This window comes from Micromonospora sp. NPDC049836, from assembly GCF_044465125.1.
In the GTDB taxonomy this organism is placed as follows: domain Bacteria; phylum Actinomycetota; class Actinomycetes; order Mycobacteriales; family Micromonosporaceae; genus Micromonospora.
Map to the genome: position 1 here is coordinate 110,187 of NZ_JBITLH010000014.1, position 26,854 is coordinate 137,040.

Here is a 26,854-nt window from a genome sequence, read left to right on the forward strand (position 1 = left end):
TTATGGGCTCCGTCCGCGTCGCCATCGTCGGTGTGGGTAACTGCGCCTCGTCCCTCGTGCAGGGCGTGGAGTACTACCGGAACGCCGACCCGAACGACCGCGTCCCGGGTCTCATGCACGTCACCTTCGGCGACTACCACGTCTCCGACGTGAAGTTCGTCGCGGCGTTCGACGTGGACGCCAAGAAGGTGGGCATGGACCTCGCCGAGGCCATCGTGGCCAGCGAGAACAACACGATCAAGCTGTGCGACGTGCCGCCGACCGGCGTCACCGTGCAGCGCGGCCCGACCTTCGACGGTCTCGGCCAGTACTACCGCGAGATCATCGAGGAATCGGACGTCGAGCCGGTCGACGTGGTCCAGGCGCTGCGCGACGCGCAGGTCGACGTCGTCGTCTCCTACCTGCCGGTCGGTTCCGAGCAGGCCGACAAGTTCTACGCCCAGGCCGCCATCGACGCGGGCTGCGCGTTCGTGAACGCCCTCCCGGTCTTCATCGCCTCCGACCCGGAGTGGGCGCAGAAGTTCACCGACGCCGGTCTGCCGATCGTCGGTGACGACATCAAGAGCCAGGTCGGCGCGACCATCGTGCACCGCGCCCTCGCGAAGCTCTTCGAGGACCGCGGGGTCGAGCTGCTGCGCACCTACCAGCTCAACTTCGGCGGCAACATGGACTTCATGAACATGCTGGAGCGCAACCGCCTGGTCTCCAAGAAGATCTCGAAGACCCAGTCGGTGACCTCGCAGATCCCGCACGAGATGCAGAAGAGCGACGTGCACATCGGCCCGTCCGACCACGTGCCGTGGCTGGACGACCGCAAGTGGGCGTACATCCGGCTGGAGGGCCGCTCCTTCGGCGACACCCCGCTCAACGCCGAGCTCAAGCTCGAGGTCTGGGACTCGCCGAACTCGGCCGGCGTCATCATCGACGCCGTCCGGGCCGCGAAGATCGCGCTGGACCGGAAGATCGGTGGCCCGATCCTCTCCGCCTCCTCGTACTTCATGAAGTCCCCGCCGCAGCAGTACGCCGACCACGACGCGCACGCCGCCGTCGAGGCGTTCATCGCCGGCGAGGTCGAGCGCTGACCCGCTGACGAGCAGGAAAGGAGGCCGGGTCCGCACGGACCCGGCCTCCTTTCTCGGTACGTCAGGACCAGGCGCGCCGCAGCGCCACCCCGGCCTCCAGCTCCAGCAGGGTCACCTTGCGCGGCAGGCCGCCACCGAAGCCGACCAGCTTGCCGCCCGCCCCGACGATCCGGTGACAGGGCACCAGCACCGGCACCGGGTTGCGGTTGCAGGCCACCCCGACCGCCCGGGCCGCGCCCGGCTCGCCGACCGCCTGCGCCACCTCGCCGTAGGTGAGCGTCTCGCCGTACGGGATGCGGGTCATCTCCCGCCACACCGCGCGTTCGAACTCCGATCCGCGGGAGACCAGCACCGGCACGGTGAACTCGGTCAGCTCGCCGGCGAAGTAGGCGCGCAACTCCGCCAGCGCCAGCCGGGCGACCGGGTCGCCCGGCCGCTCGGTGGCCGACTCCATCCGGCCGAAGTGCGCCGCCCGGACGGCCGCGCCGTCGGTGGCCACGGAGAACTCCCCGATCGGCGAGTCGAGCACGGTCCAACGCATGGTTTCCATTCTTCCTCGCGCGGAGAGGCAAAGTTTCCACCGCCCCGGGCGTCTGAGCTACGGAGGTGGACGGTGACAGAGGTCATCGACGGGGAGTTCACCGCGTTCGTCAACGAACGGGGTGCCGCCCTGCTGCGCGTCGCGTACGCGCTCGCCGGCGACCAGCACGCGGCGGAGGACCTGTTGCAGAACGCGCTGGCCAAGGCGTACGCCCGCTGGCCCCGGATCCAGGGCGACGCCGAGCCGTACGTGAAGCGGATTCTCTACCACGACCAGGTCTCCGGCTGGCGACGGCGGGCCCGGCGGGCGGAGGTCCCGGTCGCGGAGCTGCCCGAGCGGCCGGCGGCCGGCCCGGACACCGACCTGCGGCTGCTGCTGCGCGACGCGCTGCGCGGCCTACCGCCCCGCCAGCGGGCCGTGCTGACCCTGCGCTACCTGGAGGACCTCAGCGTCGAGCAGACCGCCGCCCTGCTCGGCTGCCGGGCCGGCACGGTGGCCAGCCAGACCGCCAAGGCGTTGACCCGGCTCCGGCAACTGGTGCCCGGCCTGGACGAGTTGACCAGCCGTACGGAGGTGACGCGGTGACCAGCCTGCTGGACGAGACCCTCCGGGCGGCGGTGCGGGACCTCGCGGGCGGCGCACGTCCCGCGCCGGACCTGGCGGTCCGGGCACTGGGCCGGGGGCGCCGGCTGCGCCGCCAGCGGCGGGTCGCGGTCGCGAGCGCCGCGCTGGTGGCGGTCGCCGCGATCACCCTGCCGTTCGTGCTGCTCCGGCCCCGGCCCGCCGCACCGCCGGCGACACCGGCCCCGCCGTCGCCGTCGCTGCTCGCCCCGCCCGGGGCGGACTGGACCACCAGGCCGCTGGTGCTGCCCGGTGGGTGGGTGCTCACCCGGGCCCAGGCCAAGGGCGGTTCGGGCAGCGGCTTCCTGCTGGACCGGGGGCGGGGTCGCTACGTCACCACCGACCGTTACGACGGCATCTACCCCGCGCCCACCGGCTCGCTCGTCGCGGTCCACGACGACGACCGGCCCAAGGACGTCGGGCTGATCGACCTGGCCAGCGGGAAGACCCGGTGGTACCGGGTGGACGGGGCGCTCTCCCGGCCGCGCTGGTCGCCGGACGGCCGGCGGCTGCTCTTCACCACCCACCGGGTCGACCACTTCGGGTTCATCGTCCTGGACGCGGCGGACGGCGCCAAGCAGACCCACCTGGTGGGCCCGCTGGGCTGGTCCTGCTCCGACTTCTGCGACTTCACCTGGACCCGGGACGGGCGGCAGGTGGGACTCACCCTCACCAAACAGCGGGCCGGTGAGCGGGGGCCACGGGACCTCGCCAAGGGGGTGCAGCTCTTCTCCGTCGACGACGGCCGGCCCACCCGCCTCGTCGAGATGCCCGGTGCGCCGGCCGGCCCGGACGCCTGGTCGCCGGACGGGAAGCTGGTGGTGGTCCAGGGGCAGCAGGAGCCGCTGCTGGTCGAGACGGCCACCGGGCGGGTGGTGAACCCGCTGCCGTCGGCCGAGGTGGCCTGGGTCTCCGACGACCGGCTGCTCTACCGCCGGCCACTCGGCGCCGGAGACTTCGTCCTCGCCGACCCGGCCGGCCGGGAGTTCGTCCGCCAGCCGCTGCCCAGGGAGCTGGTCGGGCTCGAGGTGACCGTCGCGCCGGGTTGACCGTTCGGCCGGGCCGCAACGTTGCACGATGTCGATACCGTGCAGGTCGTGGCCACGGGGACGCTCATCTTTCTGATCATCGGTGGGGCAGGGGTCGGCGTGCTGGCCCTCGCCCTCGTCGGTGCCGGGCTGCTGCACATCGGGCACCCGGACGTCGACGGTCCGGTGTCGCTGGAGGCGGTCGCCGGGTTCACCGGCGCCTTCGGCTTCGGCGCGGCGATCGTCAACGAGCTGCTCGGTGGGCGTACCCCCGGAATGATCGCCGGGGCGGCGGCCGGTGGGGTGGTCGCCGCCGTGCCCACCGCGTGGCTGGCGGCCCGGCTCAGCCGCGCCGCCCGCAACATGCGCACCGACGCCACCCCCACCCGGTCCCACCTGGTCGGCGCGACCGGCCTGGTGGTCACCCCGGTGCCGGCGAGCGGCTACGGCGAGGTCCGGGTACGCCTCGCCGGCCAGCCGGTCAAGCTCAACGCCCGGGCCGACCGCCCACTCCCGGTCGGCGCCCGGATCTTCGTGGTCGAAGCGCTCAGCGAGACCAGCGTGCACGTCGAAACGTACTGATCCCCCCTTCCACAGACGGGAACACCCATGCCCCTGCTCGTCGCCATCGGCGGCGCGGTTCTCCTCGCCGTCCTCCTCGTCCTGTTCGTGCTGTCCCGGATCAAGGTCGCCGGCCCGAACCAGGCGTTCATCGTCACCGGCCGCAAGGGCCGGACCACCCAGACCGCCGACGGCGGCCGGTCCACCGACATGTCCGGGCAGAAGGTCGTCCTCGGCGCGTCGGTCTTCGTCCTGCCCGTGGTGCAGAAGTTGCAGTCGCTCGACCTGTCCAGCCGGCGGATCGACGTCGGCATCAAGGGCGCGGTGAGCAAGCAGGGCATCCGGACCGACCTGCACGGCGTCGCCATCGTGAAGGTGGGCGGCACCGAGGACGCGATCCGGGCCGCCGCCCAGCGCTTCCTGAACCAGCAGGAGGAGATCGACAACTTCACCCGCGAGGTGCTGGCCGGTGCGCTCCGCTCGATCGTCGGGCGGCTCACCGTCGAGGAGATCATCCGGGACCGGGCGGCGTTCGCCAGCGCGGTCGCCGAGGAGGCCGAGCACTCGATGACCAACCAGGGCCTGGTGCTGGACACCTTCCAGCTCCAGGACATCCTGGCCGAGGGCTCCTACCTGCAGGACCTCGGGCGGCCGGAGGCGGCCCGGGTGCTCAAGGACGCGGCCATCGCCGAGGCGCGGGCCCGCCAGCAGGCCGAGCAGGAGCGGCTGCTCGCCGAGGAGGCGATCGCCGAGGCGAACCGGAACCTGTCGCTCAAGCAGGCCGGCATCCAGGCCGAGATCGACGCCGCGAAGGCGAAGTCGGCGGCGGCCGGACCGCTCGCCCAGGCCGAGCGGGACCAGGCGATCCTCTCCGAGCAGCAGAAGGTCGCCGAGCGCAACGCCGAGCTGAAGCAGCGTCAGCTCGACACCGAGGTGCGCAAGCCGGCCGACGCGGCCCGCTACAAGGTCGAGCAGGAGGCCGAGGCGGCCCGCAACGCGGCCGTGCTGACCGCCGACGCGCAGCGGCAGGCGACCATCGCGGCCGCGCAGGCCGCCGCCGAGCAGGCCCGCCTCACCGGTGAGGGCGAGCGGGCCCGGCGGGCCGCGCTGGCCGAGGCGAACGCGATCGAGGGCGCCAAGGAGGGTGAGGCCGAGCAGCGCCGGCGCAGCGCCATCGCCGAGGCCGTCGAGCGGGAGGGTCAGGCCGAGGCCGCGGCCATCCTGGCCAAGGGGCAGGCCGAGGCCGACGCGATGGCCCGCAAGGCCGAGGCGTTCGCCGCGTACGGCGAGGCCGCCGTGCTGGACCTGCTGGTCAGGGTGCTGCCGCAGGTGGTCGAGGCGGCGAGCGCTCCGATCGGCGCGATCGACAAGATGACCGTCATCTCCACCGACGGCGCGTCCTCGCTGACGAAGTCGGTGGCCGGCAACGTGGCCCAGGGCCTCCAGCTCGGCAGCGACCTCACCGGCATCGACCTGCCCGGCCTGCTGGCCAAGCTGGGCGGCGCGCACACCACCAACGGCACCACCACCAAGCCGGCCGTCGAGGCCTGAGCGACAAGGACGGGCCCCCGGTCAACGCCGCGCGTTGTGCCGGGGGCCCGTCCTCGTGCGTACCGGGTCAGGCGATGATCTCCTGCTCGCGGGCCCACCGCAGCAGCTCCGCCTCGGCCTCGTCGCGGTCCAGCGGGCCGCGGTCCAGCCGCAGCTCCTTGAGGTACTGCCAGGCCCGGCCCACCACCGGGCCGGGCGGGACGCCGAGCAGCTCCATGATCGCGTTGCCGTCCAGGTCGGGGCGGACCCGGGCCAGGTCCTCGTCGGCGGCGATCCGGGCGATCCGCTCCTCCAGCGCGTCGTAGTCGGCCGCGAGCTGGGCCGCCTTGCGCCGGTTGCGGGTGGTGCAGTCGGAGCGGGTGAGCTTGTGCAGGCGGGCGAGCAGGTCACCGGCGTCGGTGACGTAGCGGCGCACCGCCGAGTCGGTCCACTCGCCCCGGCCGTAGCCGTAGAAGCGCAGGTGCAGGCCGACCAGCTTGACCACCTGGGAGGTGACGTCCTTGGGGTACCGCAGGGCCTTCATCCGGGCCTTGGTCAGCCGGGCGCCCACCACCTCGTGGTGGTGGAAACTGACCCGGCCGTCCGGGCCGACGGCCTTGGTGGCCGGCTTGCCGATGTCGTGCATGAGCGCGGCCATCCGCAGCACGAAGTCGCAGCCGTCGGTCTCCATCGACATGGCGTTGCTGACCACGGTCAGGGTGTGCTCGTAGACGTCCTTGTGCTGGGCGTGCTCGTCGATCTCCAGCTTGAGCCCGGTCAGCTCCGGCAGGAAGCGTTCGGCCAGCCCGGTGTCGACCAGCAGCCGCAGCCCGGTGACCGGGTCGGCGCCGCAGAGCAGCTTGGTGAACTCGTCCCGGATCCGCTCGGGGGTGATCCGGTCCAGGTCCGCCGCCATCCGGGTCATCGCCGCGCGGACGTCCGGGTGCACCGCGAAGCGGAGCTGGGCGGCGAACCGGGCGGCCCGCAGCATCCGCAGCGGGTCGTCGCCGAACGACTCCTGGGGCGTGCCGGGGGTACGGATGATCTTGGCGGCCAGGTCGGCCAGCCCGCCGTACGGGTCGGTGAACCGGTGGTCGGGAAGGCTGACCGCCATCGCGTTGACGGTGAAGTCCCGGCGTTGCAGGTCGTCGACGAGGTTGGTGCCGTACTCCACCACCGGGTTCCGGCTGACCTGGTCGTACGACTCGGCTCGGAAGGTGGTGATCTCCAGGCTGAGCCCGTCGCGCTGGCAGCCGATGGTGCCGAACTCCCGGCCGGTCTCCCAGACCGACTCGGCCCAGCCCCGGACGATCTTCAACGTCTGGTCCGGGTGCGCGTCGGTGCAGAAGTCGAGGTCGTTGCCGAGGCGGCCGAGCAGCGCGTCCCGCACCGAGCCACCCACCAGGTGCAGTTCGTGGCCGGCCCGGGCGAAGCGGCGGCCCAGCTCGTCGGCGACCGGCGAGACGCGGAGCAGTTCGGCGACGGCGTTGCGCTGGGCGCCGGTCAGCTCACGGCGGTCGGCGGCGTGGGATGCGGAGGCTTCGGACATGGGATCGCCAGCCTATCGGGCCGGGGCGGGAACAACTGCGCCGGGCGCGGGTATGCCACCGAGGTTGACTAAGGTCTCGGTGTGCGGGCCCGCAGGTCCGGCTGCGACGTACCCCTGGGAGGCTGGAGATGAGCGGCGGCCTGTACCGCAGCGCCAACGCGCACGGCGGCGCCCAGCCACCGGACGACGAGGCCACCTTCATCTCGGCCGAGCCGCTCAACCAGCCGGCCGTCGAGGCCACCGCGCCGCCGCAGGAGGTGGTCGCCGAGACCAGCGCCGCGGCGAACAGCGCGGTGATGGCGATCGGCAGCCTGGTCAGCCGGGGTACGGGTTTCATCCGCAACCTGCTGATCGGCGCCGCGCTCGGCAACGCGGTCGGCGACGTCTACACCACCGCCCAGTTCCTGCCGAACCAGGTGTACGAGTTCCTGCTCGGCGGCGTGCTCACCAGCGTCCTGATTCCGGTGCTGGTCCGCCGCCGCAAGATCGACCCGGACCGGGGTGAGGCGTACGCCCAGCGGCTGCTCAGCCTGGCCGTGCTCGCCCTGGCCGCCGCCGCGCTGATCGCGGTGCTGCTCGCCCCGGTGATCACCGCGATCTACGCCGCCGGCAAGGACGACACGTACAAGGGGCTGGTCAACGACCTGTCCTATCTGATGCTGCCGATGCTGTTCTTCACCGGCCTGAGCGCGCTGATCGCCGCGGTGCTGAACACCCGGGGGCACTTCGCCGCCCCGATGTGGGCGCCGATCCTCAACAACCTGGTGGTCGCCGGCACCTTCGGCCTGTACATCGTGGTGTACGGGGCCCGGGCGCTGCGGCCGGAGCAGATGGACGCGGGCCGGATCCTGCTGGTCGGCGGCGGCACCCTGCTCGGCGTCGCGGTGCAGGCCGCCGGCCTGCTGCCGTCGCTGCGCAAGGTCGGCTTCCGGTGGAAGTGGCGGTTCGACTTCCGCGCGCTCGGCCTGCGCGAGCTGGCCCGGCTCGGCGGCTGGATGTTCTGCTACGTGGGGGTCAACCAGCTCGGCCTCTTCGTGGTGGTCAACCTGCTCACCCGGGTCGGCGGCGGGAAGAACGCCGGTCTGCTGATCTACAACTACGTCTTCCTGCTGCTGATGATGGCGCACGGCATCATCGCCGTCTCGATCATCACCGCGCTGATGCCCCGGATGAGCGCGGCCGCCGCCGAGGGCCGGTTCGGCGACGTCACCGCCGACCTGTCCCGGGGCACCCGGATGGTCACCGCGGTGCTCGCCCCCATCGCGGTCTGCTACGCGGTGCTGGCCGGCCCGATCTCCGTGGTGGTCTTCCGGTACGGCGCGTTCACCGGCGACAACGCGGTGGCCACCTCGACCGTGCTGCTGGTGGCGGCGCTGGGCCTGGTCCCGTTCGCGATCAGCCAGCTCTTCACCTTCGCCTTCTACGCGCTGCCGGACACCCGCACCCCGGCCCTGATCAACATCCCGGTGGTGGCGCTGCGGGTGCTCCTGCAGGTCGGCCTCTTCCTGGCCTTCTCGGCCACCTTCGCGGCGGCCGGCATGATGCTCGGCAACGCCGTCTCGTACGTCGCGGCCGCGATCCTCTCCGCGGTGCTGCTGCGTCCCCGGGTGGGCCGGATCGGGCTGGGCGGGATCATGCGCACGATGGGCCGGGTGGTGGTCGCCGCGCTCGGCGCCGCCCTGGTCGGCCTGCTGGTGGTCAAGCTGCTCCCCGGCGACCCGGCGCACCTGAGCTGGCTCGCCGCGGCGGTCCAGCTGGTGCTCGGCGGGGCGGTGATCGGCGCGACGTACCTCGGGCTGGCCATGGTGCTGCGGATCGGTGAGATCACCGAGGTCGTCGCGATGGTCCGGCGTCGCCTGGGCCGATGAGCCCGACCAGCGGCTATGACGGAGGGTGAACGAGGATCACCAGCCTGGGGATACGGCTGTGGATAACTCGGGCTTCCGCCGCCCAGTGGGCCTACCGGCCTGTGGACAACCAGCCGTAAGGATGAGGGTGACCAGCTGGACGCGGGGGAAACCGCAGGTCGCTGGAGGGGTCGCCACACCGGTCCGCCCCTGCTTCCGCCGCCCGACCGCAACCTTTAGATTGGCGGGAGCGTGTTGTCAGTCGACGCGGCGAGACGCAACCGGGCCGCGGCCGGCCGCCGTGGTCGCTGGCGTCCCACCGGCTCCGCCGGGAAGATGACATGTCGGAGAACCGGGCATCCCGGGTAAGGTCGCTCTCGACGGGTACGGCAGGTGCCGACGCGGGCGTCGACACCGGCCTGCCGGTTCCTTCGAAGGCAGAGCGGACAGCCACATGCCCAGCAGCACGGGTCCATCGATCGACACGATCACCGAGGGAGGACGGGTGACCCAGGTCGGCGAGGGTCAGGAGGCGGAGGAGAACGCACCTCCGGTCATGACCTTCGGTGCTCCCACGGCCGGTGAGGTCCTTGCCGAGCGGTACGAGCTGGTCGAGCACATCAACAACGACAGCGCCGGCCGCCTGGTCTGGCGCGGGGTCGACGTCGTGCTGCGCCGTCCCGTCGCGGTGGTCCTCCGCTACCCGGGTGGTGACTCCGCCACCGAGATGCTCCAGGCCGCCGTCGCGGCCAGCCGGGTGATCCACCCGAACCTGGTCGGCGTCTACGACGCGATCGACGAGGCCGACCGGGCGTACGTGGTCCGCGAGTGGGTGGACGGGCATTCCCTGCGCGAGCTGGTCGCCGTCGACGGCGCGCTCGACCCGGTGCGCGCCACCGCCATCGGCAACGCGGTCGCCAGCGCCCTCGCCGCCGTGCACGCCACCGGCATGGTGCACGGCAACGTCCACCCCGGCACCGTCATGATCAGCGACGACGGCCGGGTGGTGCTCGCCGACGCACGGACCGACGGCGCGGACAGCCAGGAGACCGACATCCGGGCGGTCGGCGGCGTGCTCTACTTCGCGCTCACCGGCCACTGGCCGCACGGCGAGGCCCCGCTGCACGGCGCCACCGCCGGCCACGGGCGGGCCGCCCTGCCCGACGCGGTACGCGACGCCAGCGGCTCGATCGCCGCGCCCCGGCAGGTCCGCGCCGGCGTGCCGGCGTACCTCGACGACCTGACCATGGACCTGCTCGACCCGGAGATCGCCCCGCCGTCGTCGGACGTGTTGGCGGCGGAGCTCGGCCGGCTGGACGTGCCGGCCGACGAGCACTTCCTCGAGCAGGCCGGCCCGCTGCGGTTCACCGCGGACACCGGCGAGGAGCCGTCGCCGCTGGCCTCCGCCGGTGGCCGCAAGGTCGCCCTGGGCATCGCCGGCCTGCTGGCGGTGGCCCTGGTCGGGCTGCTCGTCGGGATCAGCGTCCTGGGCGACGACAAGGACCCGAAGACCAAGCCCGTGGCCCGCCCCTCCAGCAGCGCTCCGGCGGCCGGTGACGCCACGCCGACCAGCGCTCCGGTCCGCAAGCTGACCATCCAGGACGTGCGGATCATCGACCCGGACAGCCGGGACCGCGCCGAGGTGCGCAACGCCGAGAAGGTGATCGACGGCGACGAGAACGAGGGCTGGGAGACCCAGAGCTACCGGAACAACGGCAAGTTCGGCGGCCTGAAGAAGGGCATGGGCATCTGGATCGACCTGGGTGCCCCGCACACGGTCAAGTCGCTCCAGGCCACCCTCTCCTCCACCGGCGCCTCGGCCGAGCTGTTCGCCGGCACGGCCGAGTTCCCGTCCAGTTCCTCGGGCGACAAGCAGCTCGTGGCCGCGTACAGCACCCGGATCGGGCAGCCGTTCGAGGACCACGACGGCACCAAGATGGCGTTCAACGGGTTCGACCCCGAGCGGAAATACCAGTACCTCCTCTTCTGGATCACCGAGCTGCCGCAGAAGGACAGCGGCGACGGCTGGAAGCTGGGGGTCCAGGAGATCACGGTCCAAGGCTCGTGAGCCGACCGCCACGGCCGACGCACCGCCTCCGCCGGACGTGGTGATGTCCGGGCGCGCCGGGCACCCGCCCGAGCCGGTGACCGGGGCCGGGCCGCTGGCCGGGACGTCCGACCTCGACCTGCTGCGGGCGCACGTCGCCGGCGACCGGGACGCCTTCACCGAGCTGTTCCACCGGCACCGGGACCGGCTCTGGGCGGTGGCCCTGCGTACCGTCGGCGACCGGGAGGAGGCGGCGGACGCCCTCCAGGACGCCCTGCTCTCGGCGCACCGCGCGGCCGCCCGGTTCCGGGGCGACTCGGCGGTGACCACCTGGCTGCACCGGATCGTGGTGAACGCCTGCCTGGACCGGATCCGACGCCGGCAGACCCACGCCACGGTCCCGCTGCCCGACGGCGTGCACGGCGACGGGGAGTCCGGCCGGCACACCGGCGGGGTGGAGCCCGCCGCGCCGATCCACGACCACGACACCGCCCTGGTGGTCCGGCAGGCGCTCGCCCAGCTGCCGGCCGAGCAGCGGGCCGCGCTCGTGCTGGTGGACGTCCAGGGCTATCCGGTGGCCGAGGTCGCGCGGATCCTCGGCGTCGCCGAGGGGACGGTGAAGAGCCGCTGCGCCCGGGGCCGGGCCCGCCTCGCCGTGCTCCTCGGGCACCTGCGGACCGGGTCCGACGAGACCGCGGACGTGCGCCCGGTCACCGGGGGGAACCCGCGACCGCCCGAGGGCGTCGGATCGACGTCGGGGTGGTCCCGGCGGGACGCCAGCCAGGAGGACACGTGACTGCCCGGGAGTTCAGCGGGGTCGACCACGACCTGCTCGCCGACTACCTCGGCGGGGCGCTGGACGGTACGCCGGAGCAGGCCACGGTGGCCCGACTGATCGATGACGACCCGGCCTGGGCCGAGGCGTACGCGGCGCTGGCCCGGGCGGTGGAACTGGTCCGGGCCGACCTGTCCGGCTGGGCGGCCGCCCCGGCCCCGCAGCTGCCGCTCGCCGTGGCGGACCGGATCACGGCGGCGCTGGCCGGCGCCGGTCCGGCTCCGGTCGACGCGCAGCGGAAAGCCACCGGGCCGGAGGTCACGGCCGGCGTCTCCGGGGCACCGGACGGCGGGCCGGCCCCTCGGCCGGGGGCCGTACCCGCGCAGCCCACCGGTGGCACCCGGCCGGCCGGCGGCACGGGCCACCACACCGGTCCCGGCCGGCGGGCGCGCCGCTGGGTCCGGATCGCCGGACCGGTCGCCGTGGCCGCCGCCTCGGTCGCCGCGGTCGGTCTCGGGGTCGGCAACCTGGTCGGCGCCGGCGGCGGCTTCGCCGGCTCGGTGGCCGACGGCGGCCGGCCCGCGGCCGACGAGGCCGCGCCGATGGCGGCCGCCGCGCCGTTCCGCACGACCGGACCCCCGCAGCACAGCGGCACCGACTACGGCCAGGAGCGGCTCTCCGGCGGGACCGGCACGTTGGGCGTTGGCCCGCCGACCCCGGCGGGCGGCAAGGACGCCACCGGCGACGCCCCGCAGGACCAGCGCGTGCCGTTCGCGACGCGGCTGGACCGGCTGGGCCAGCCGGAGGCGCTGACGGCCTGTCTCACCGCGATCAGCACCGAGCACGCAACCGGGCCGCTCACCGTCGACCTGGTCGACTTCGCCACCTACCAGGGGGTGCCGGCGCTGGTCGTCACCTTCGTCGACGGCGGCGGCGCGCGGTGGGCGTGGGTGAGTGGACCCGAGTGTGGCGTCCCGGGCTCCGGCGCGGACACCCGGTTCCGTACCCGGGTAGGGTGAGGATCACGGTCACCCGGACGTGTCCCGCCACGTGACGTGACCCACCGGATGACCGGCTCGGGAATCCCCACTTCGTACGATGACGTTCTGCAAATCAGGCGCCGGGGCCGTTGAGCCGCCGGCACTCGGGATCGGCATCGGTGCGCGGCCGGTGACGAACACACACATCGGGAGACGGCAGTGGACGAGGTCCGCAACCTGATCATCATCGGCTCCGGGCCGGCCGGTTACACGGCGGCGGTCTATGCCGCGCGCGCCAACCTCAAGCCGCTCGTCATCGAGGGCGTGCAGTCCGGCGGTGCGCTGATGACGACGACCGAGGTGGAGAACTTCCCCGGGTTCGCGGACGGCATTCTCGGCCCCGAGCTGATGGACAACATGCGCAAGCAGGCCGAGCGGTTCGGCGCCGAGTTCCTGACCGACGACGTGACCCGGGTCGAGCTGCAGGACACCGGCGAGGTGGGCTCGCCCACGCTCAGCACCGTCTGGGTCGGCGAGACGGCGTACCGGGCCAAGGCCGTCATCCTCTCCACCGGCTCGGCCTGGCGCCCGCTGGGTGTGCCGGGCGAGCAGGAGTACCTGGGCCACGGGGTGTCGTCCTGCGCGACCTGTGACGGCTTCTTCTTCCGTAACCAGCACATCGTGGTGGTCGGCGGCGGCGACTCGGCGATGGAGGAGGCCAGCTTCCTCACCCGGTTCGCCGAGTCGGTGACGATCATCCACCGGCGGGACGAGTTCCGGGCCAGCAAGATCATGGCCGACCGCGCGCTGAGCAACGACAAGATCAAGGTCGAGTGGAACAGCGTGGTCGAGGAGGTCCTCGGCGCGGACGGCAAGGTCAGCGGTGTCCGGGTCCGTAACGTGCACACCGGCGATACCAAGGTGCTCGACGTCACGGGCGTCTTCGTGGCGATCGGCCACGACCCGCGCAGTGAGCTCTTCCGGGGCCAGGTGGACCTCGACGACGAGGGGTATGTGAAGGTGCAGGCGCCCAGCACCCGGACCAACATCCCGGGTGTCTTCGCCGCAGGCGACCTGGTGGACCACACCTACCGGCAGGCGATCACCGCGGCGGGCACGGGCTGTGCCGCCGCCCTCGACGCCGAGCGCTTCATCGCCACCCTGAACGACTGAACAATTCTCAGAAAAAAGTCCCGGAGGAGGGGTTCATAGTGGGAGCAACCAAGGCGGTCACCGACGCCAGCTTCGCCAGCGACGTACTCAAGTCCGACAAGCCGGTCCTGGTCGACTTCTGGGCGGAATGGTGCGGTCCGTGCCGCAAGGTCTCGCCGCTGCTCGAGGAGATCGCCGGTGAGATGGGCGACCAGGTCAGCATCGTCAAGCTGAACATCGACGAGAACCCCGAGACCGCCCGCACCTACCGGGTGATGTCCGTGCCGACCCTCACCATCTTCAAGAACGGCGAGCCGGTGCAGTCCATCGCCGGCGCCAAGCCGAAGGGCGAGCTGGTCAAGCTCATCGAGTCGGCGCTCTGAGCCGACCCCGTACCCCACGGAACCCCGTCACCCGGCTTGGGTGACGGGGTTCCGGCTCTCCGGCGACCTCCGCGAACCCGCAGCTCCGGGTGATCGGTCACGGTACGCTCCGTAGGCGTCCCCCGGGTCGGGGGAGCAGCACCTCCGTCGGAGTCTCCGGCCAGCCACCAGCAGCACGTCCTCGGAGTCTCCGGCCAGCCACCATCCGCGCAGAGGGGGTCGTCGTGCGTCCGATCCGACCCGGTGACCGGGGCCCCGCGGTGGCCGAGATCCGCACCGTCCTCACCACCCTCGACCTGCTCCCGTCCGACGGGCGGGGCGACGAGTTCGACACCGCGACCGAACGGGCCGTCCGGGCGTTCCAGCAGTCCCGTGGGCTCAGCGTGGACGGACGGGTGGGCGCGGAGACCTGGCGGGCGCTGGACGCCGCCCGCTGGCGGCTGGGCGCCCGCACCCTCTACCACGCCGTGCCCGAGCCGCTCACCGGCGAGGACGTCCGGTCGCTCCAGGAACGCCTCCTGGAGATGGGCTACGACGTGGGCCGCGCCGACGCCATCTACGGCGTGCGTACCTCCCGGGCGGTCGCCCAGTTCCAGCGCGAGATGGGGCTGAAACCGGACGGGGCCTGCGGCCCGCACACCATGAACACGCTGCGCCGGCTCGGCCGCAAGGTGGTCGGCGGACGCCCGCAGTGGCTCCGCGAGTCCGACGCCATCCGCCAGGCCGGGCCGACCCTGGTCGGGCGCACCGTGGTGATCGACCCCGGGCACGGGGGCACCGACCCGGGCGAGGTGGTGCCCGACGGCCCGCTCCGCTGGACCGAGGCGGACATCGTGTACGACCTGGCCAGCCGCCTGGAGGGGCGGCTCGCCGCCGCCGGCGTGCGGGTGCAGCTCACCCGGGGCCCGTCCCCGGCGACGTGCCTGCCCGACGCCGACCGGGCGCAGCTCGCCAACGCCCTGGGCGCGGACGTCTTCATCTCGCTGCACACCGACGGGCACGCCAACCCGGCGGCGAACGGGGTCGCCACCTACCACTACGGCACCGACAACGGCGTCACCTCGGCCACCGGGGAACGCCTGGCGGGGCTGGTACAGCGGGAGATCGTCGCCCGGAGCGGGCTGCGCGACTGCCGTACCCACGCCAAGTCGTGGGACCTGCTGCGGCTGACCAGGATGCCCGCGGTCCGGGTCGAGGTGGGCTACCTGACCTCGCCCGAGGACCGGGGCCGGCTGGTCGACCCCCGGTTCCGGGACACCATCGTCGAGGCGATCGTCGCCGCCGTGCAGCGGATGTACTTTCCCATCGAGCGGGACGTGCCGACCGGCTCGATCGACGTGAGCGAACTGCGGGCGATCGTCGCCGCCGGCACGGTGGTGGACTGAACCCGACGGCCCTGGGCCCTGCGGCGCTTGCTCTCAGGCGCTTGCTCGGTGGCGTTGGTCCGACGGCCCTGGCCGGGCGGATCGGGGCGGTGGTCAGCTCGTCGCGCGGGTGGCCGGGGCCGGGCGCACCGGGCGGAGCAGCGACTCCGGGCTCATCGAGCCGAGCAGCTTCTCCAGCGCGTACTCGACGTCGGACTTCCAGCTCAGCGCGGTGCGCAGCTCCAGCCGCAGGCGCGGATAGCGGGGATGCGGGCGGACGGTCTTGAAGCCCACCGAGAGAAAGAAGTCGGCCGGCGCCACACAGGCCCGGGTCGGGTCGTCCGCCGCGCCGTCACCGAACTTGGCGTCACCGAACGCCTCGATCGCCTTGATGCCGCGCTTCGTGAGATCCCGGGCGACGCCCTGGACCAGCATCCGGCCCAGCCCCCCGCCGGCGAAGGCCGGCACCACGTTCGCGGTCATCAGCAGCGCGGCGTCCGCCGAGACCGGCGAGGTCGGGAAGGCCATCGAGCGCGGAACGTACGCGGGCGGGGCGTACATGACGAAACCGGCGGGCATCCCGTCGACGTACGCGAGCTTGCCGCAGGAACCCCACTCCAGCAGGGTCTGCGAGACCCAGGCCTCCTTCTCCAGCCCAGGGTCACCGGCGGCGCACGCCCGATCGGCCGAAACCGGATCCAGCTCCCAGTAGACGCACTCCCGGCACGGACGGGGCAGATCCTCAAGGGTGTCGAGGGTCAGACTGACCAGACGTCGCGACATCAGCGCATCCCCACCAATAGGCTCAGGGCGGTAACCACCGCGGTGCACACGTTCCGCCGCTCTCCCCTGCCCCCGACGAGCGATCGTACGCCGCCGCTCCGCGGTTCGGGAGGGGACGCGCGAACCCCCACCCGGCGGCGGGACGGCCCGTCCGGGATGTGGACGTACCCGGATGGCTGGTCCGGGCCGGCTGCCCGCGGACTACGATCGACCAACCGGCCGTCCCGCGCCGCCATGGATGTCGGTATCGGGGGTACCCACCGGACGGCCGCTTCGCCGACACCCGATCGAGGTGATGTCATGACCGGCACGACGCTCGACGACTACACCGACCGGTACGCCCGCCGGGTCCGGGGGATGACCGCCTCCGAGATCCGGGCGCTCTTCGCGGTGGCCAGCCGGCCGGAGGTGGTCTCGCTCGCCGGCGGGGCACCGTACATCGCCGCGCTGCCGCTGGACGCGGTCGGCGAGATGCTCGGCCGGCTCGGCGCCGAGCACGGCGCGACCACCCTGCAGTACGGCATCGGCCAGGGCACCCCGGAGCTGCGCGAGCGGATCTGCGAGGTGATGTCCCTCTCCGGGATCGACGCCGCCTGCGGCGCCTCGCCCGAGGACGTGGTGGTCACCGTCGGCGGTCAACAGGCGCTCGACCTGGTGGCCCGGCTCTTCCTCGACCCGGGCGACGTGGTGCTCGCCGAGGGCCCGACCTATGTCGGCGCGCTCGGGGTGTTCCAGGCCGCCCAGGCCCAGGTGGCCCACGTACCGATGGACGACGAGGGGCTGATCCCGGAGGCGCTGGAGACGGCCATCGCCGACCTGGCCCGGGCCGGCCGGCGGGTGAAGTTCCTCTACACCATCCCCACGTACCAGAACCCGACCGGCGTGACGCTGAGCGAGGAGCGGCGCGAGCGGGTGCTCGACATCTGCGAGCGGGCCGGCCTGCTGGTGGTCGAGGACGACCCGTACGGTCAGCTCGGTTTCGAGGGCGAGGCGCCGGCTCCGCTGCGGGCCCGGCGGCGCGACGGGGTCTTCTACCTGAGCACCTTCTCCAAGACCTTCGCCCCCGGCCTGCGCGTGGGCTGGATCCTCGCCCCGCACGCCGTCCGCGACAAGCTGGTGATCGCCAGCGAGGCGCAGATCCTCTGCCCCAGCGGGTACGCCCAGGCGGCCGTCGCCACGTACCTCGGCACCATGCCGTGGCGGCAGCAGCTCAAGGTCTACCGGGAGGTCTACCGGGAGCGCCGGGACGCGATGCTGGACGCGCTCGCGGACCTGATGCCGGCCGGCACCAACTGGACCACTCCCGGCGGTGGCCTCTTCGTCTGGGCAACCCTCCCCGACGGCCTCGACTCCAAGGCGATGATGCCGCGTGCCATCGCCGCCCGCGTCGCGTACGTGCCGGGCACCGGCTTCTACGCCGACGGCACCGGCACCGGCAACATGCGCCTCAACTTCTCCTTCCCGGCCCCCGAGCGGATCCGGGAGGGCGTGCGCCGGCTGGCCGGCGTGATGGAGCAGGAGATCGCCATGCGGAAGGTCTTCGGGGCGGTCGGCGGTGCCGGGCCGCGGCGCCGGCAGGGTGGCGCGGACGCGCCCGGTCCCGACTTGGCATGATGCCGGCATGGCCGTCAGCCCCGCCGCTCAGGATTCCGTGACCGACCCCGCCGCTACCGACGAGTTGCACGTGCTGGTGCTCGCCGGCGGCCTCTCCTACGAGCGGGACGTATCCCTGCGGTCCGGCCGGCGGGTACTCGACGCGCTGCGCGCGGTGGGCGTGGAAGCCGAGCTACGTGACGCGGACGTGGCCCTGCTGCCCGCGCTGGCCGCCGACCCGCCGGACGCGGTGGTGATCGCGCTGCACGGGGCCACCGGCGAGGACGGCTCGCTGCGCGGGGTGCTCGACCTCTGCGACATCCCCTACGTGGGCTGCGACGCGCGCGCCTCCCGGCTCGCCTGGGACAAGCCGTCGGCCAAGGCGGTACTGCGCGAGGCCGGCATCCCCACCCCCGACTGGGTGGCCCTGCCCCACGACCGCTTCTCCGAGCTCGGCGCGGTCGCCGTGCTCGACCGGATCGTCGATCGGCTCGGCCTGCCGCTGATGGTGAAGCCGGCACAGGGTGGCTCCGGGCTGGGCGCCGCCGTGGTCCGGGACGCGGCGTCGCTGCCGGCCGCCATGGTCGGTTGCTTCGCGTACGACCAGACGGCGCTCGTCGAGCGGTACGTGCCCGGGATGGACGTGGCGGTGTCCGTGGTCGACCTGGGCGCCGGCCCGCAGGCGCTGCCCCCGGTCGAGATCGTGCCCCGCAACGGCGTCTACGACTACGCGGCCCGCTACACCGCCGGCCGCACCACCTGGCACGCGCCGGCCCGGCTCGACGAGGAGACCACGCGGCGGGTGTCCGAGGTGGCCCTCGCCGCACACCGCGCGCTCGGCCTCCGGGACCTGTCCCGGGTCGACCTGATCGTCGACGCGGACGGGCAGCCGCACGTGTTGGAGGTCAACGTCTCACCGGGGATGACCGAGACCTCCCTGCTGCCGCTGGCCGTGCAGGCCGCCGGGCTGGACTTCGGCCGGGTACTCGGGTCGCTGGTCAGCCGCGCAGCGGGCCGTCGCCCGTAGCTCCGCTCTCAGGTCACCCGCCAGCCGGCCGCGTTCCCGATCCTGTTGCTAGCTGACGCGGCCGGCGCGTTTCGGCGCGGGTCGGCGTGGCCCGGCGCGGGTCGGCGTGGCCCGGCGCGGGCCGGCGTGGCCCGGCGCGGGTCGGCGTGGCCCGGCGCGGGCCGGCGTGGCCCGGCGCGGGCCGGCGTGGCCCGGCGCGGGCCGGCGTGGCCCGGCGCGGGCCGGCGTGGCCCGGCGCGGGCTGGCGCGGCCCGGCCGGCGGGTCGGCCCGGCTTTGGGGGACGCTCGGGCAGCTTCCTCGCCTGGATCGGCCGCGACGACCTGCTCGATTCACAGCGCTGCCGCGCAGGGAGGGCGACCCCGGCTGCGGTGTGGCGGACGGGTGCCTCGGTCAGCCTGCGCTCGGTGCCGGCTTGCTCTGCTCCGCTTCGAACCGGTCCTGCTGCGCTGGTACCTCCATCGGTTCGACCTGGTCCGCGTTGCCGGCCTGCCCTGCCGACGTGGCCTGCCCTGCCGACTCGGCCTGCCCCGCCGGCTCGACCCGGTCTGCCGAGCCCGGGCGCCCCGCTGGCTCGGCTGGCTCCGTCGACATGGTGTCCTCAGCCGCGGGGTCCTCCACCGGCCCGGGATGCCCGGTGGAGGCGGTGTGGCCGGCGGGCGCGAGGTCCTCGCCCGATGCGGGATGGTCATCGGTCGGCGGGACGTTCCCTGACGGCGGGACCTTCCCCGCCGGCGCGGCGTGCTCGGCCGGCTCAACTGGTTCCGGCTCCGGATTTTCCTCAGCGGCTTCGATCACCGAAACAGCTTCGTCCTCCGGCCCGCTGTCGACGCTCTCGCTCGCCGAGGAGGAGAAGCGGGACGGGGCCTGCCACTGAATGCGCGGCGGCTCGGCGAGCGGTCGGCCACCGAACTCGGCCAGCCAGGCGGCGACCATAGCCAGATTCTCCCGCCACTGCGACTCGGAGATCGGCGGCAGAATCGAGTCCCAGAGGGACAGGAAGGTGCCCCGCAACTGCAGTCGCCCGTAGGGCCGCGCCAGGAACCACAGATGCAGGTGCGCTGAGCCGTCGCCCCAGCGGTTGACGTGAACGCGGGCCACCCCGTCCAGCGATCGGATGGCGCGTTCCAGCCGTACCGTCATCACGCCGAGCTCGGCGGCGAGCAGGTTCGGAAGGTCGCCGAGATCGAGGTGCGAGCGGGACTCCAGGATCAGCACCATCGGCAGGCCGGTGGGCCGGTCCATGGTCCGTACCCGCCATCGTTCGCCAACCCAGATGTACGCCTCGTCCGGCGCGGCGCAGGCGGTGCACTCCCGGTTGCCCTCCCCACGGCGGGGAGGTTCGACCGGCACCGGATCGTCGAGCTGCTTGACGTGGAGGTCGCCCTCGAAGGGAAAGGAGGGCCACTGGGTGAAGTCCGGGACTGAGGGAGGGGTGTCCTGCACGACGCTGACCCTAACCGAGTCAGCGACGCCTGTCCCTACCCGATTCCCCCGGTGGTCGGCGGAATCCAGATGACCGTCCACTGGTTGTCCACCGGGTTGTCCACAGGCAGCTGAGGTCACCACCACACCGCGTCATCCACAGCTCAGCAAGGCTTTCAGCGTGTTGTTTCACGTGAAACGACGGCACCCTGTGGAAAACAACTGTGGATAACATGACGCGGCGCCCGATGGCGTTCTGCACCGGACGCGGCCCGTACTTCCTAACGACGGAGTCGGGCATCGGCACCGGCCCTTGGAGGCCCGATCGCCCCTCCACTGCTGAGCCGTTACGGATCTCCGCCGCACCCGAAGGCCCAGCCGGTGACACGCCGACGAGGGCGGACTCGGGCGCTCGCAGGCGAAGCGTCACGTTGAGTCGGAGCGGTCCTGGCCCGGTCGTCTCGGAGGTGGCGATCGGGCCGGCGCGGATCTGGCGCCCCGGGCCGGACGGACCAGACCCGGAACGGACTGGGTGCCCCGAGCCCGACGGATCACGCCGGGAGGGCAAGCGCTGGACCGTGCGGACACGACGGGCGCGCCGCGGCCACGGGAGGGTGCTCCCGCGGGCGGTAGGCGGGTGAGGACGTCCGACACCAGACCGACGGGCGGTGGCTCGCATTCCTCACGGTCCGGTGGAGCGGCGGTACCGCCGGGATGGCGTCGCCGTCAGCCACGGCTCGCCTTCGGTACCGGGTCGGGCGGCGCGGGCCGTCATCCGGTGCCTGGAAGCGCGGTCCTCGGCGCCTGGCCGGAGGTCCGGTTCAACGTCGACGCCACGGTAGCGTCGGCGACGTCGGCGGTCGCGCTACTCGACATCCGGAAGTGGCTCCCGCCCGAACTACCGGCCGCGACCGAGCCTCTGGATCGTCGCCGGGCGCGGGCAGTCGCCGACGCCGCTCCGCGCGGGGAGGTGCCGATGACGCGGTGGTGAGGTTGCCCGCCTTCCGCGGCGTGTCATTTGTCGACCCTGACGGCCGTCCCACCGGCGCACTCCTTGGTGGTCTGCTGGTTCGACACCGGCCGGCTATAAGCAGCTCGACACGGGACGGGCGACCCGTTACTACGGCGCGATGGCCAGCGCTCGGTGCTCCCTGAGCCCTGTTTCACGTGAAACGGCGGCTCAGTCCGATCGCCGCCCCATCCAGTCAAGGGTTGGACACCACGCCCCAACCCAGGCGTAGTTTCACGTGAAACGGCACGCCCCGGTCCGGTGTCCACCCTGTCCAGCCGAGCTCAGGCTGGCTGCTGCGCTAGCTCGGCGTGCGTCGGCGCGTCGGCGCGTCGGCGTGCTTCGGCGCGCTGTGGTCGTCGCCAGCAGTCCCCGTGGCCGGCAGCCGCCGTCGGGTCCCCCGGCCGGGTCCCCGGCGTTCACGTGCCCAACGGCACATTCACCCGACCCGAGATCGAAGTCTCCGCCTCCTGGCGCTGACATCCTGCGGGATCGGCGGCGGTACGGCGCAAGACGTTGGGCTCCCGGCTCGTCGCACACTCCCAGGCCGCTTGAGCGCCGGGCAGCGCACCCGTCACCGATCCCATTCGAGAGTCGACTCCCGACAACCGCACGCCGCCGGCCACACCAGAGGACCGGCGGCTTCATCTCCGCCGGTCGTGACCGATCCCGAAAAGCCCCCGCCGCCCGGTCCCCAATCGAGCCGAATCCGAATCCACCACCGCTCTACCTCCGGAACGATCCACCGATGCGGTATGCCACCGCCGCCTCGTGACCGCGGCGCGGACTCGATCGCGCGTGCGGGTTTTCCAGATCGCCCTTCGCCGCGCCAGCGGACTCAATCCGGCGTGCGGGTCTCCCAGATCGCCCCTCGCAGCGCCGGGGACTCAATCCGGCGTGTGGGCTTCCCAGATCCCCCTCTCGCCGCTCCGCCGGTGGTGGCGCGTGCTCGGCACGGCGCTGCTTGGCCCATGGCCTTCGTTTCACGTGAAACAGAGCCCACCTTCGTCCATCCGCACGCCGGAGGGCCTACCCACGCCCCTGAGCCCCACAGCGCCGATCGAGGCGCCCACCCAGCGGGCCGGACACGGCAGTCGAAGTAGGCCGGCAGGAGACGTCTCAGCGGGTCCTACGGCATTGGTTCCGTGGACCCGCAGCAGCACGGAGTCCAGGTGCGGTCCGGCTCGCCCAGCGGCAGAGGGCGGGGCCGCAGCCCTGTCGTGGCGACGGACACAACCGTGGTCTGAACGGTGCACGAAACCTCGCGGTCGCGATGCTGCCAGCGGTCGCCACGGTGCGGCCCACCTCCGCGGCGACGAACAAGGCCCGGCGACCGTTTGCGGCAGATCGCGGTCCGGTTGCACCCTCGGATGGAACGGAACCGTCACTTGGGAGCCCGCCGGACCCGACCCACCTTGATCCGGACCACGCGGCTCGGACGTCGGAATGGCATGACTCGCCCCGCGAGCGCACGGCGCACCCACGCCAATGGCGCACCTCTCCGACCGGCTCGCCCGGAAGGCATGGGGAACCCACCCCAGGGGCCGCGCCTCTCCGACCGGCTCGGCTCGGGCCGCCTCCGCGCTGCTTCGCCCGGTCGCTGCGCCTGCGGCGACTCGCCGCCGCCCCAGGACGACTCGGCACCGCCCGGGACGACTCGGCACCGCTCGGCTGGCCCGCTGCGGCCGGCTCGGGTACTTATTCGGCCGACCCGCGGCGCCAGCGGCCGGCTCGGCATCTCGGCCAGCCCTACTGCAGCGCGGCTCGGGTACGTGCTCGGCCGGCCCGCAACACCGGCGGCCCGCTCGGCATCTCGACCGCCCACAGCACCCAGCTGGGGGTGGCTGCTCGCGACCCACTTAGTCCCGCAGCCATCTCGGCACAGCCCGGACGACCAACTTGCGCCAGCGGCCGCCTCGGGCGCTCGGCAAGCCAGCCGTGACAGGGCCCGGCCAGCCGTCTCGATTGTCCGACCAGCCGTCTCGATTGCCCGGCCAGCCCGGCGGGCGTAGGAGGCCGACTCGGCCCGTCTGGCCGGAAACACCGATAGCCGGGCCGGGCCGGCCCGCTTCCGGCTACCCCGGATACGACTCGGCCGCGTGGTCCGTACGGGATCCACGCGGCCGGGGTCGAGGCGGGGCGGCTACTCCGTCGGCGGCTCCTCCTGGCCCACGCCGATGATGCCCACGATCCGCTCCAGGTCGTCGACCGTCGCGAACTCAATGGTGATCTTGCCCTTGCTCCGGCCGATGTCGACCTTCACGCGGGTGTCGAACCGGTCGGAGAGGCGGTCCGCCAGATCGGAGAGCGCCGGCGCGTGGGGCTTCGGTCGGCGCTTGGCCGCCGGGGCCTTCGCCGGGCCGTCGGCCAGCGCCAGTGCCACCAGTTCCTCGGTGGCGCGTACGGAGATGCCCTCGGCGACGATCCGCTTGGCGAGCTGCTCCTGGGCCTCGGTGTCGTCGAGGCTGAGCAGCGCCCGGGCGTGGCCGGCGGAGAGCACTCCGGCAGCGACCCGCCGCTGTACCTGGGCCGGCAGGTTCATCAGCCGGATGGTGTTCGAGATCTGCGGCCGGCTCCGCCCGATCCGGCGGGCCAACTCCTCGTGGGTGGCCCCGAACTCCTCCAGCAACTGCTGGTACGCGGCCGCCTCTTCGAGCGGGTTGAGGTTGGCCCGGTGGATGTTCTCCAGGAGGGCATCCCGGAGCATCGCGTCGTCCTTGGTGTCCCGGACGATCGCCGGGATGCTGTCCCGGCCGACCGCCTGGGCGGCACGCCAGCGCCGCTCACCCATGACGAGTTCGTACTTCTCACTGTCGAGTTGGCGCACCACGATCGGCTGGAGGAAGCCGACCTCCTGGATGGAGGTCTTCAGCTCCTCCAGGGCGTCCTCGTCGAAGACCTGCCGCGGCTGCTTCTGGTTGGGCACGATCGCGTCGACCGGGATCTCGGCGAAGCGAGCGCCGGGCACCGGGCTCAGCTGTGGCTCGGGCTCGGCCGGCGGGGTCGGCGGGCCGACGATGGCCGCGGTCGCACCGGTCGCCGAGGGGACCGGGACCGCCGACGTCGTACCGCTCTCGGGCTCGGCGGTCGTCGCACCGGGCGCGGGCCCGGTGGGGATGAGGGCGCCCAGCCCTCGGCCCAGTCCGCCGCGAGGACGGTTCTTCATGCGACGCCTCCCAGCGACTTCTTCGCACTACGCATTCCGGCTCACCGGCTCCTTGACGCCCCGTTCGGCAATCTCCTGGGCGGCCTCGAAGTAACTCGTCGCCCCCCGCGAACCGGGATCGTAGGTCATCACCGATTGGCCGTAGCTGGGTGCCTCGGAGACCCGTACGTTCCGGGGGATCACCGCCTGGAGCACCTTGTCGCCGAAGTGGTTCCGGACGTCCTGCTCCACGGCGTCGGCCAGCCGGGTACGCCGGTCGTACATGGTCAGCAGGATGGTGGAGACCTCGAGCTTCGGGTTCAGGTGCTGACGGACCAGGTTGATGTTGTTGATCAGCTGGTTCAGGCCCTCCAGCGCGTAGTACTCGCACTGGATGGGGATCAGCACCTCCTGCGCGGCGACCAGCGCGTTGACGGTCAGCAGGCCGAGCGAGGGCGGGCAGTCGATGAAGACGTAGTCGAAGTGCCCCGGGTACGCGGCGATGGCCCGGGCCAGCCGGGACTCCCGGGCGACCACGGAGACCAGCTCGATCTCGGCACCGGCCAGGTCGATGGTGGCCGGCACGCACCACAGGTTCGGGATGCCCTCGACCGCCTGGGCCACCTCTTCCAGCGGCACGCTGTCGATCAGGCAGTCGTAGACGTCCGGTACGCCGGTGTGGTGCGGGACGTTGAGCCCGGTGGAGGCGTTGCCCTGCGGGTCGAGGTCGACCACGAGTACCCGGTTGCCGTGCAGGGCGAGCGCCACCGCGAGGTTCACCGTGGTCGTGGTCTTGCCCACGCCGCCCTTCTGGTTGGCGACGCACATCACCCGGGTCCGCGCGGGACGAGGCATGGTCACCTCGCCACTGGGATTCAGGATCTGCACGGCACGCATCGCCTCCATAGCCAACGGTGGGTCATCCTCTTCGCGCGTCGGGGTTTCACGTGAAACGTACGTGCTGGGGGCGGCCTCGGTCTCGTAGCCGGCGGCCGGTGGCGTGTCGGTCGGAATCACGACACCCGTCACCGCGTCCGGAGCGGCCTGCGGCGCCGGCTGGTGCGGCACCCCCGACACCGGCGGCTGCGGCTCGTACCGCGCCGGCACGGCCGCGTTGCCCCGCGCCGGGCCGGGACGCGCGCTGGGCGCGTTCGCCGGACCATCGGTCGGGTCGTGCGGCTCGCGGCTCAGCGGCACGTTCGCCGGCACCGACGAGATCGGCCGGCCCGGCACGTCCCGGCGTACCGCCGGATCCCCCTCGGGCCCACGGGGGGACGGGCCGCGCGGGTCGCCCACCGGCCAGCCCGGGTGGTCGGTTTCACGTGAAACGGGATCGTCGGCAGAGGGTCGTCCTCCTGAACCGGTCACCCGTGGATCGTCGTACCTGCCGTCGTCATGCACCTGCATCCCTGCCCGCTCCGGATGGTCGGTCCGCACCCCGTCAATCAGGCCCTCGCGCTCGACGCGCTCTGCACGGCCCGCGGGAACGGTCGGGTTCGGGTGCCGTCCCGGCACCGCCGCTCCACACTATCGACGCGCGGTCAGCCTACGGCGGACGGGCGCGGCCGGTCCACGTCGGGTTTGCTCGATCACCTGTCCCGAGGCCGATCCGGCCGCCGAAACGACACCGGGAAGCCCTGCCGGGTCAGCGATCCCCGTCCCGGCCGCCGCGCCGGCGCCCACCACGCGAGCGCTTCGGACCCTTCTTCCGGGCCGGACCCACGACCCGCTCCCGGACCACCTCGACCACGGTCGCCGGCGGATCGATCACGCCGACCCCGCACCGGTGCAGCTCGGGTTCGCCGCCGCCGAGCCGCGTCACGGCGGCGGCGTGCTCGGTGATCTCCTCGGCGGCTGAGGCACCCTTGAGCGCGATGAGCCGGCCGCCGGGTACCGCGAGCGGCAGGCACCACGCGGCGAGCCGGTCCAGCGCGGCGACCGCCCGTGCAGTCACCACGTCGGCGCTCAGCGGTGCCGTGTCGCGGCTGCTGGCGGCGGCCTCCTCGGCGCGTCCCCGGAAGACCCGGACCGTGCGGGCCAGGCCGAGCCGCTCGACCGTTTCAATGAGGAACCCGGTCCGCCGGGCAAGCGGCTCGACGAGCGTCACGGTGAGGTCGGGCCGGGCGATCGCCAGCACGAGGCCGGGCAGCCCGGCGCCGGAGCCGACGTCGATGACGCTCGCCCCGTCCGGGATCCGCTCGGCCAGCGCGGCGCAGTTGAGCAGGTGCCGCTCCCAGATGCGCGGCGTCTCGCGGGGGCCGATCAAGCCGCGCAGCACACCGTCCGTCGCCAGCAGTTCGGCGTACGCGGCGGCCAGGTCGAGCCGGTCGCCGAAGAGGGTACGGGCGGCCTGGGCCAGCTCGGGCGGGAGCGTCACCTCGGCCGGCGGCGGCGCCTCGATGCCTCCGTCCGCC

At 73.0% G+C, this 26,854-nt stretch carries 20 protein-coding genes and 1 pseudogene; 14 read left to right on the plus strand and 7 right to left on the minus strand.

The genetic code is table 11. From position 1 onward, the window contains the following. Positions 1-2 precede the first annotated feature (2 nt). Complete coding sequence (locus ACIBPB_RS28700; protein WP_046563083.1) at positions 3-1,082, plus strand: inositol-3-phosphate synthase; 1,080 nt, start codon at positions 3-5, stop codon at positions 1,080-1,082. Between the two features lie 61 nt (positions 1,083-1,143). Here ACIBPB_RS28700 and ACIBPB_RS28705 read toward each other — a convergent pair whose 3' ends face one another. Further along, on the minus strand, positions 1,144-1,623 hold the full coding sequence (locus tag ACIBPB_RS28705) for a methylated-DNA--[protein]-cysteine S-methyltransferase (RefSeq protein ID WP_396842603.1): 480 nt from the start codon (positions 1,621-1,623) through the stop codon (positions 1,144-1,146). Between the two features lie 72 nt (positions 1,624-1,695). On the opposite strand from ACIBPB_RS28705, the gene ACIBPB_RS28710 reads away from it, so the two are divergent. From ACIBPB_RS28710 to ACIBPB_RS28725, 4 genes and pseudogenes are all read left to right on the plus strand, one after another. After that, positions 1,696-2,208 (plus strand): SigE family RNA polymerase sigma factor, encoded by a 513-nt coding sequence (locus ACIBPB_RS28710; protein ID WP_396842563.1) that lies wholly within the window; start codon positions 1,696-1,698, stop codon positions 2,206-2,208. Continuing rightward, positions 2,205-3,293: a TolB family protein gene (locus ACIBPB_RS28715; protein WP_396842564.1), complete on the plus strand. Its 1,089-nt coding sequence runs from the start codon at positions 2,205-2,207 to the stop codon at positions 3,291-3,293. The genes ACIBPB_RS28710 and ACIBPB_RS28715 overlap by 4 nt, the downstream gene beginning before the upstream one ends. Positions 3,294-3,332: 39 nt before the next feature. Continuing rightward, positions 3,333-3,854 carry a hypothetical protein gene (locus tag ACIBPB_RS28720; protein WP_396842565.1) on the plus strand — a complete coding sequence of 174 codons (522 nt, stop codon included), beginning with the start codon at positions 3,333-3,335 and terminating at the stop codon, positions 3,852-3,854. An 18-nt stretch (positions 3,855-3,872) separates the two neighbouring features. Continuing rightward, a pseudogene (locus ACIBPB_RS28725) lies at positions 3,873-5,384 on the plus strand (flotillin family protein); the annotation flags it as partial. Positions 5,385-5,451: 67 nt separating this feature from the next. Here ACIBPB_RS28725 and ACIBPB_RS28730 read toward each other — a convergent pair. Next, positions 5,452-6,912: a CCA tRNA nucleotidyltransferase gene (locus ACIBPB_RS28730; protein WP_396842566.1), complete on the minus strand. Its 1,461-nt coding sequence runs from the start codon at positions 6,910-6,912 to the stop codon at positions 5,452-5,454. A 128-nt stretch (positions 6,913-7,040) separates the two neighbouring features. Here ACIBPB_RS28730 and murJ point away from each other — a divergent pair, with 128 nt between their 5' ends. The 7 genes from murJ (at position 7,041) to ACIBPB_RS28765 (ending at position 15,481) form a co-directional block, all read left to right on the plus strand. Further along, positions 7,041-8,780, plus strand: a complete 1,740-nt coding sequence (gene murJ, locus ACIBPB_RS28735; protein WP_396842567.1) for a murein biosynthesis integral membrane protein MurJ — start codon at positions 7,041-7,043, stop codon at positions 8,778-8,780. Between the two features lie 433 nt (positions 8,781-9,213). Continuing rightward, positions 9,214-10,827, plus strand: coding sequence for a protein kinase family protein (locus tag ACIBPB_RS28740; RefSeq protein WP_396842569.1), 1,614 nt, complete (start codon positions 9,214-9,216; stop codon positions 10,825-10,827). Positions 10,828-10,870: 43 nt separating this feature from the next. After that, positions 10,871-11,602, plus strand: coding sequence for an RNA polymerase sigma factor SigM (gene sigM, locus ACIBPB_RS28745; protein WP_396842570.1), 732 nt, complete (start codon positions 10,871-10,873; stop codon positions 11,600-11,602). After that, the gene (locus ACIBPB_RS28750; protein WP_396842571.1) at positions 11,599-12,600 is read left to right on the plus strand and encodes a hypothetical protein; all 1,002 of its coding nucleotides are present in this window, start codon (positions 11,599-11,601) and stop codon (positions 12,598-12,600) included. Before sigM ends, ACIBPB_RS28750 begins: the two co-directional genes overlap by 4 nt. Before the next feature lie 180 nt (positions 12,601-12,780). Further along, entirely contained in the window at positions 12,781-13,734 is a 954-nt protein-coding gene (gene trxB / locus ACIBPB_RS28755; protein ID WP_396842572.1) for a thioredoxin-disulfide reductase, read from the plus strand. A gap of 38 nt (positions 13,735-13,772) precedes the next feature. After that, positions 13,773-14,096 carry a thioredoxin gene (gene trxA, locus ACIBPB_RS28760; protein ID WP_357319100.1) on the plus strand — a complete coding sequence of 108 codons (324 nt, stop codon included), beginning with the start codon at positions 13,773-13,775 and terminating at the stop codon, positions 14,094-14,096. A 224-nt stretch (positions 14,097-14,320) separates the two neighbouring features. Then, a complete protein-coding gene (locus ACIBPB_RS28765; protein ID WP_396842573.1) occupies positions 14,321-15,481 on the plus strand; it encodes an N-acetylmuramoyl-L-alanine amidase in 1,161 nt (386 codons plus the stop codon). Positions 15,482-15,574: 93 nt separating this feature from the next. Here ACIBPB_RS28765 and ACIBPB_RS28770 read toward each other — a convergent pair whose 3' ends face one another. Next, entirely contained in the window at positions 15,575-16,243 is a 669-nt protein-coding gene (locus tag ACIBPB_RS28770) for a GNAT family N-acetyltransferase (protein ID WP_357319107.1), read from the minus strand. Positions 16,244-16,543: 300 nt separating this feature from the next. Between ACIBPB_RS28770 and ACIBPB_RS28775 the strand changes: the two genes are divergently transcribed. Next, a complete protein-coding gene (locus tag ACIBPB_RS28775; RefSeq protein ID WP_396842575.1) occupies positions 16,544-17,857 on the plus strand; it encodes a PLP-dependent aminotransferase family protein in 1,314 nt (437 codons plus the stop codon). Positions 17,858-17,864: 7 nt separating this feature from the next. Then, complete coding sequence (locus tag ACIBPB_RS28780; RefSeq protein WP_396842576.1) at positions 17,865-18,863, plus strand: D-alanine--D-alanine ligase; 999 nt, start codon at positions 17,865-17,867, stop codon at positions 18,861-18,863. A 391-nt stretch (positions 18,864-19,254) separates the two neighbouring features. Here the strand turns inward: ACIBPB_RS28780 and ACIBPB_RS28785 are convergent, their stop codons facing one another. From ACIBPB_RS28785 to rsmG, 4 genes are all read right to left on the minus strand, one after another. Continuing rightward, positions 19,255-20,307, minus strand: a complete 1,053-nt coding sequence (locus ACIBPB_RS28785) for a hypothetical protein (protein WP_396842577.1) — start codon at positions 20,305-20,307, stop codon at positions 19,255-19,257. 3,131 nt (positions 20,308-23,438) lie between these two features. Beyond that, positions 23,439-24,461, minus strand: coding sequence for a ParB/RepB/Spo0J family partition protein (locus tag ACIBPB_RS28790; protein ID WP_396842578.1), 1,023 nt, complete (start codon positions 24,459-24,461; stop codon positions 23,439-23,441). 27 nt (positions 24,462-24,488) lie between these two features. Further along, complete coding sequence (locus ACIBPB_RS28795) at positions 24,489-25,841, minus strand: AAA family ATPase (protein WP_396842604.1); 1,353 nt, start codon at positions 25,839-25,841, stop codon at positions 24,489-24,491. Positions 25,842-26,085: 244 nt separating this feature from the next. Then, the gene (rsmG, locus tag ACIBPB_RS28800; RefSeq protein ID WP_396842605.1) at positions 26,086-26,841 is read right to left on the minus strand and encodes a 16S rRNA (guanine(527)-N(7))-methyltransferase RsmG; all 756 of its coding nucleotides are present in this window, start codon (positions 26,839-26,841) and stop codon (positions 26,086-26,088) included. Positions 26,842-26,854: the final 13 nt, after the last annotated feature.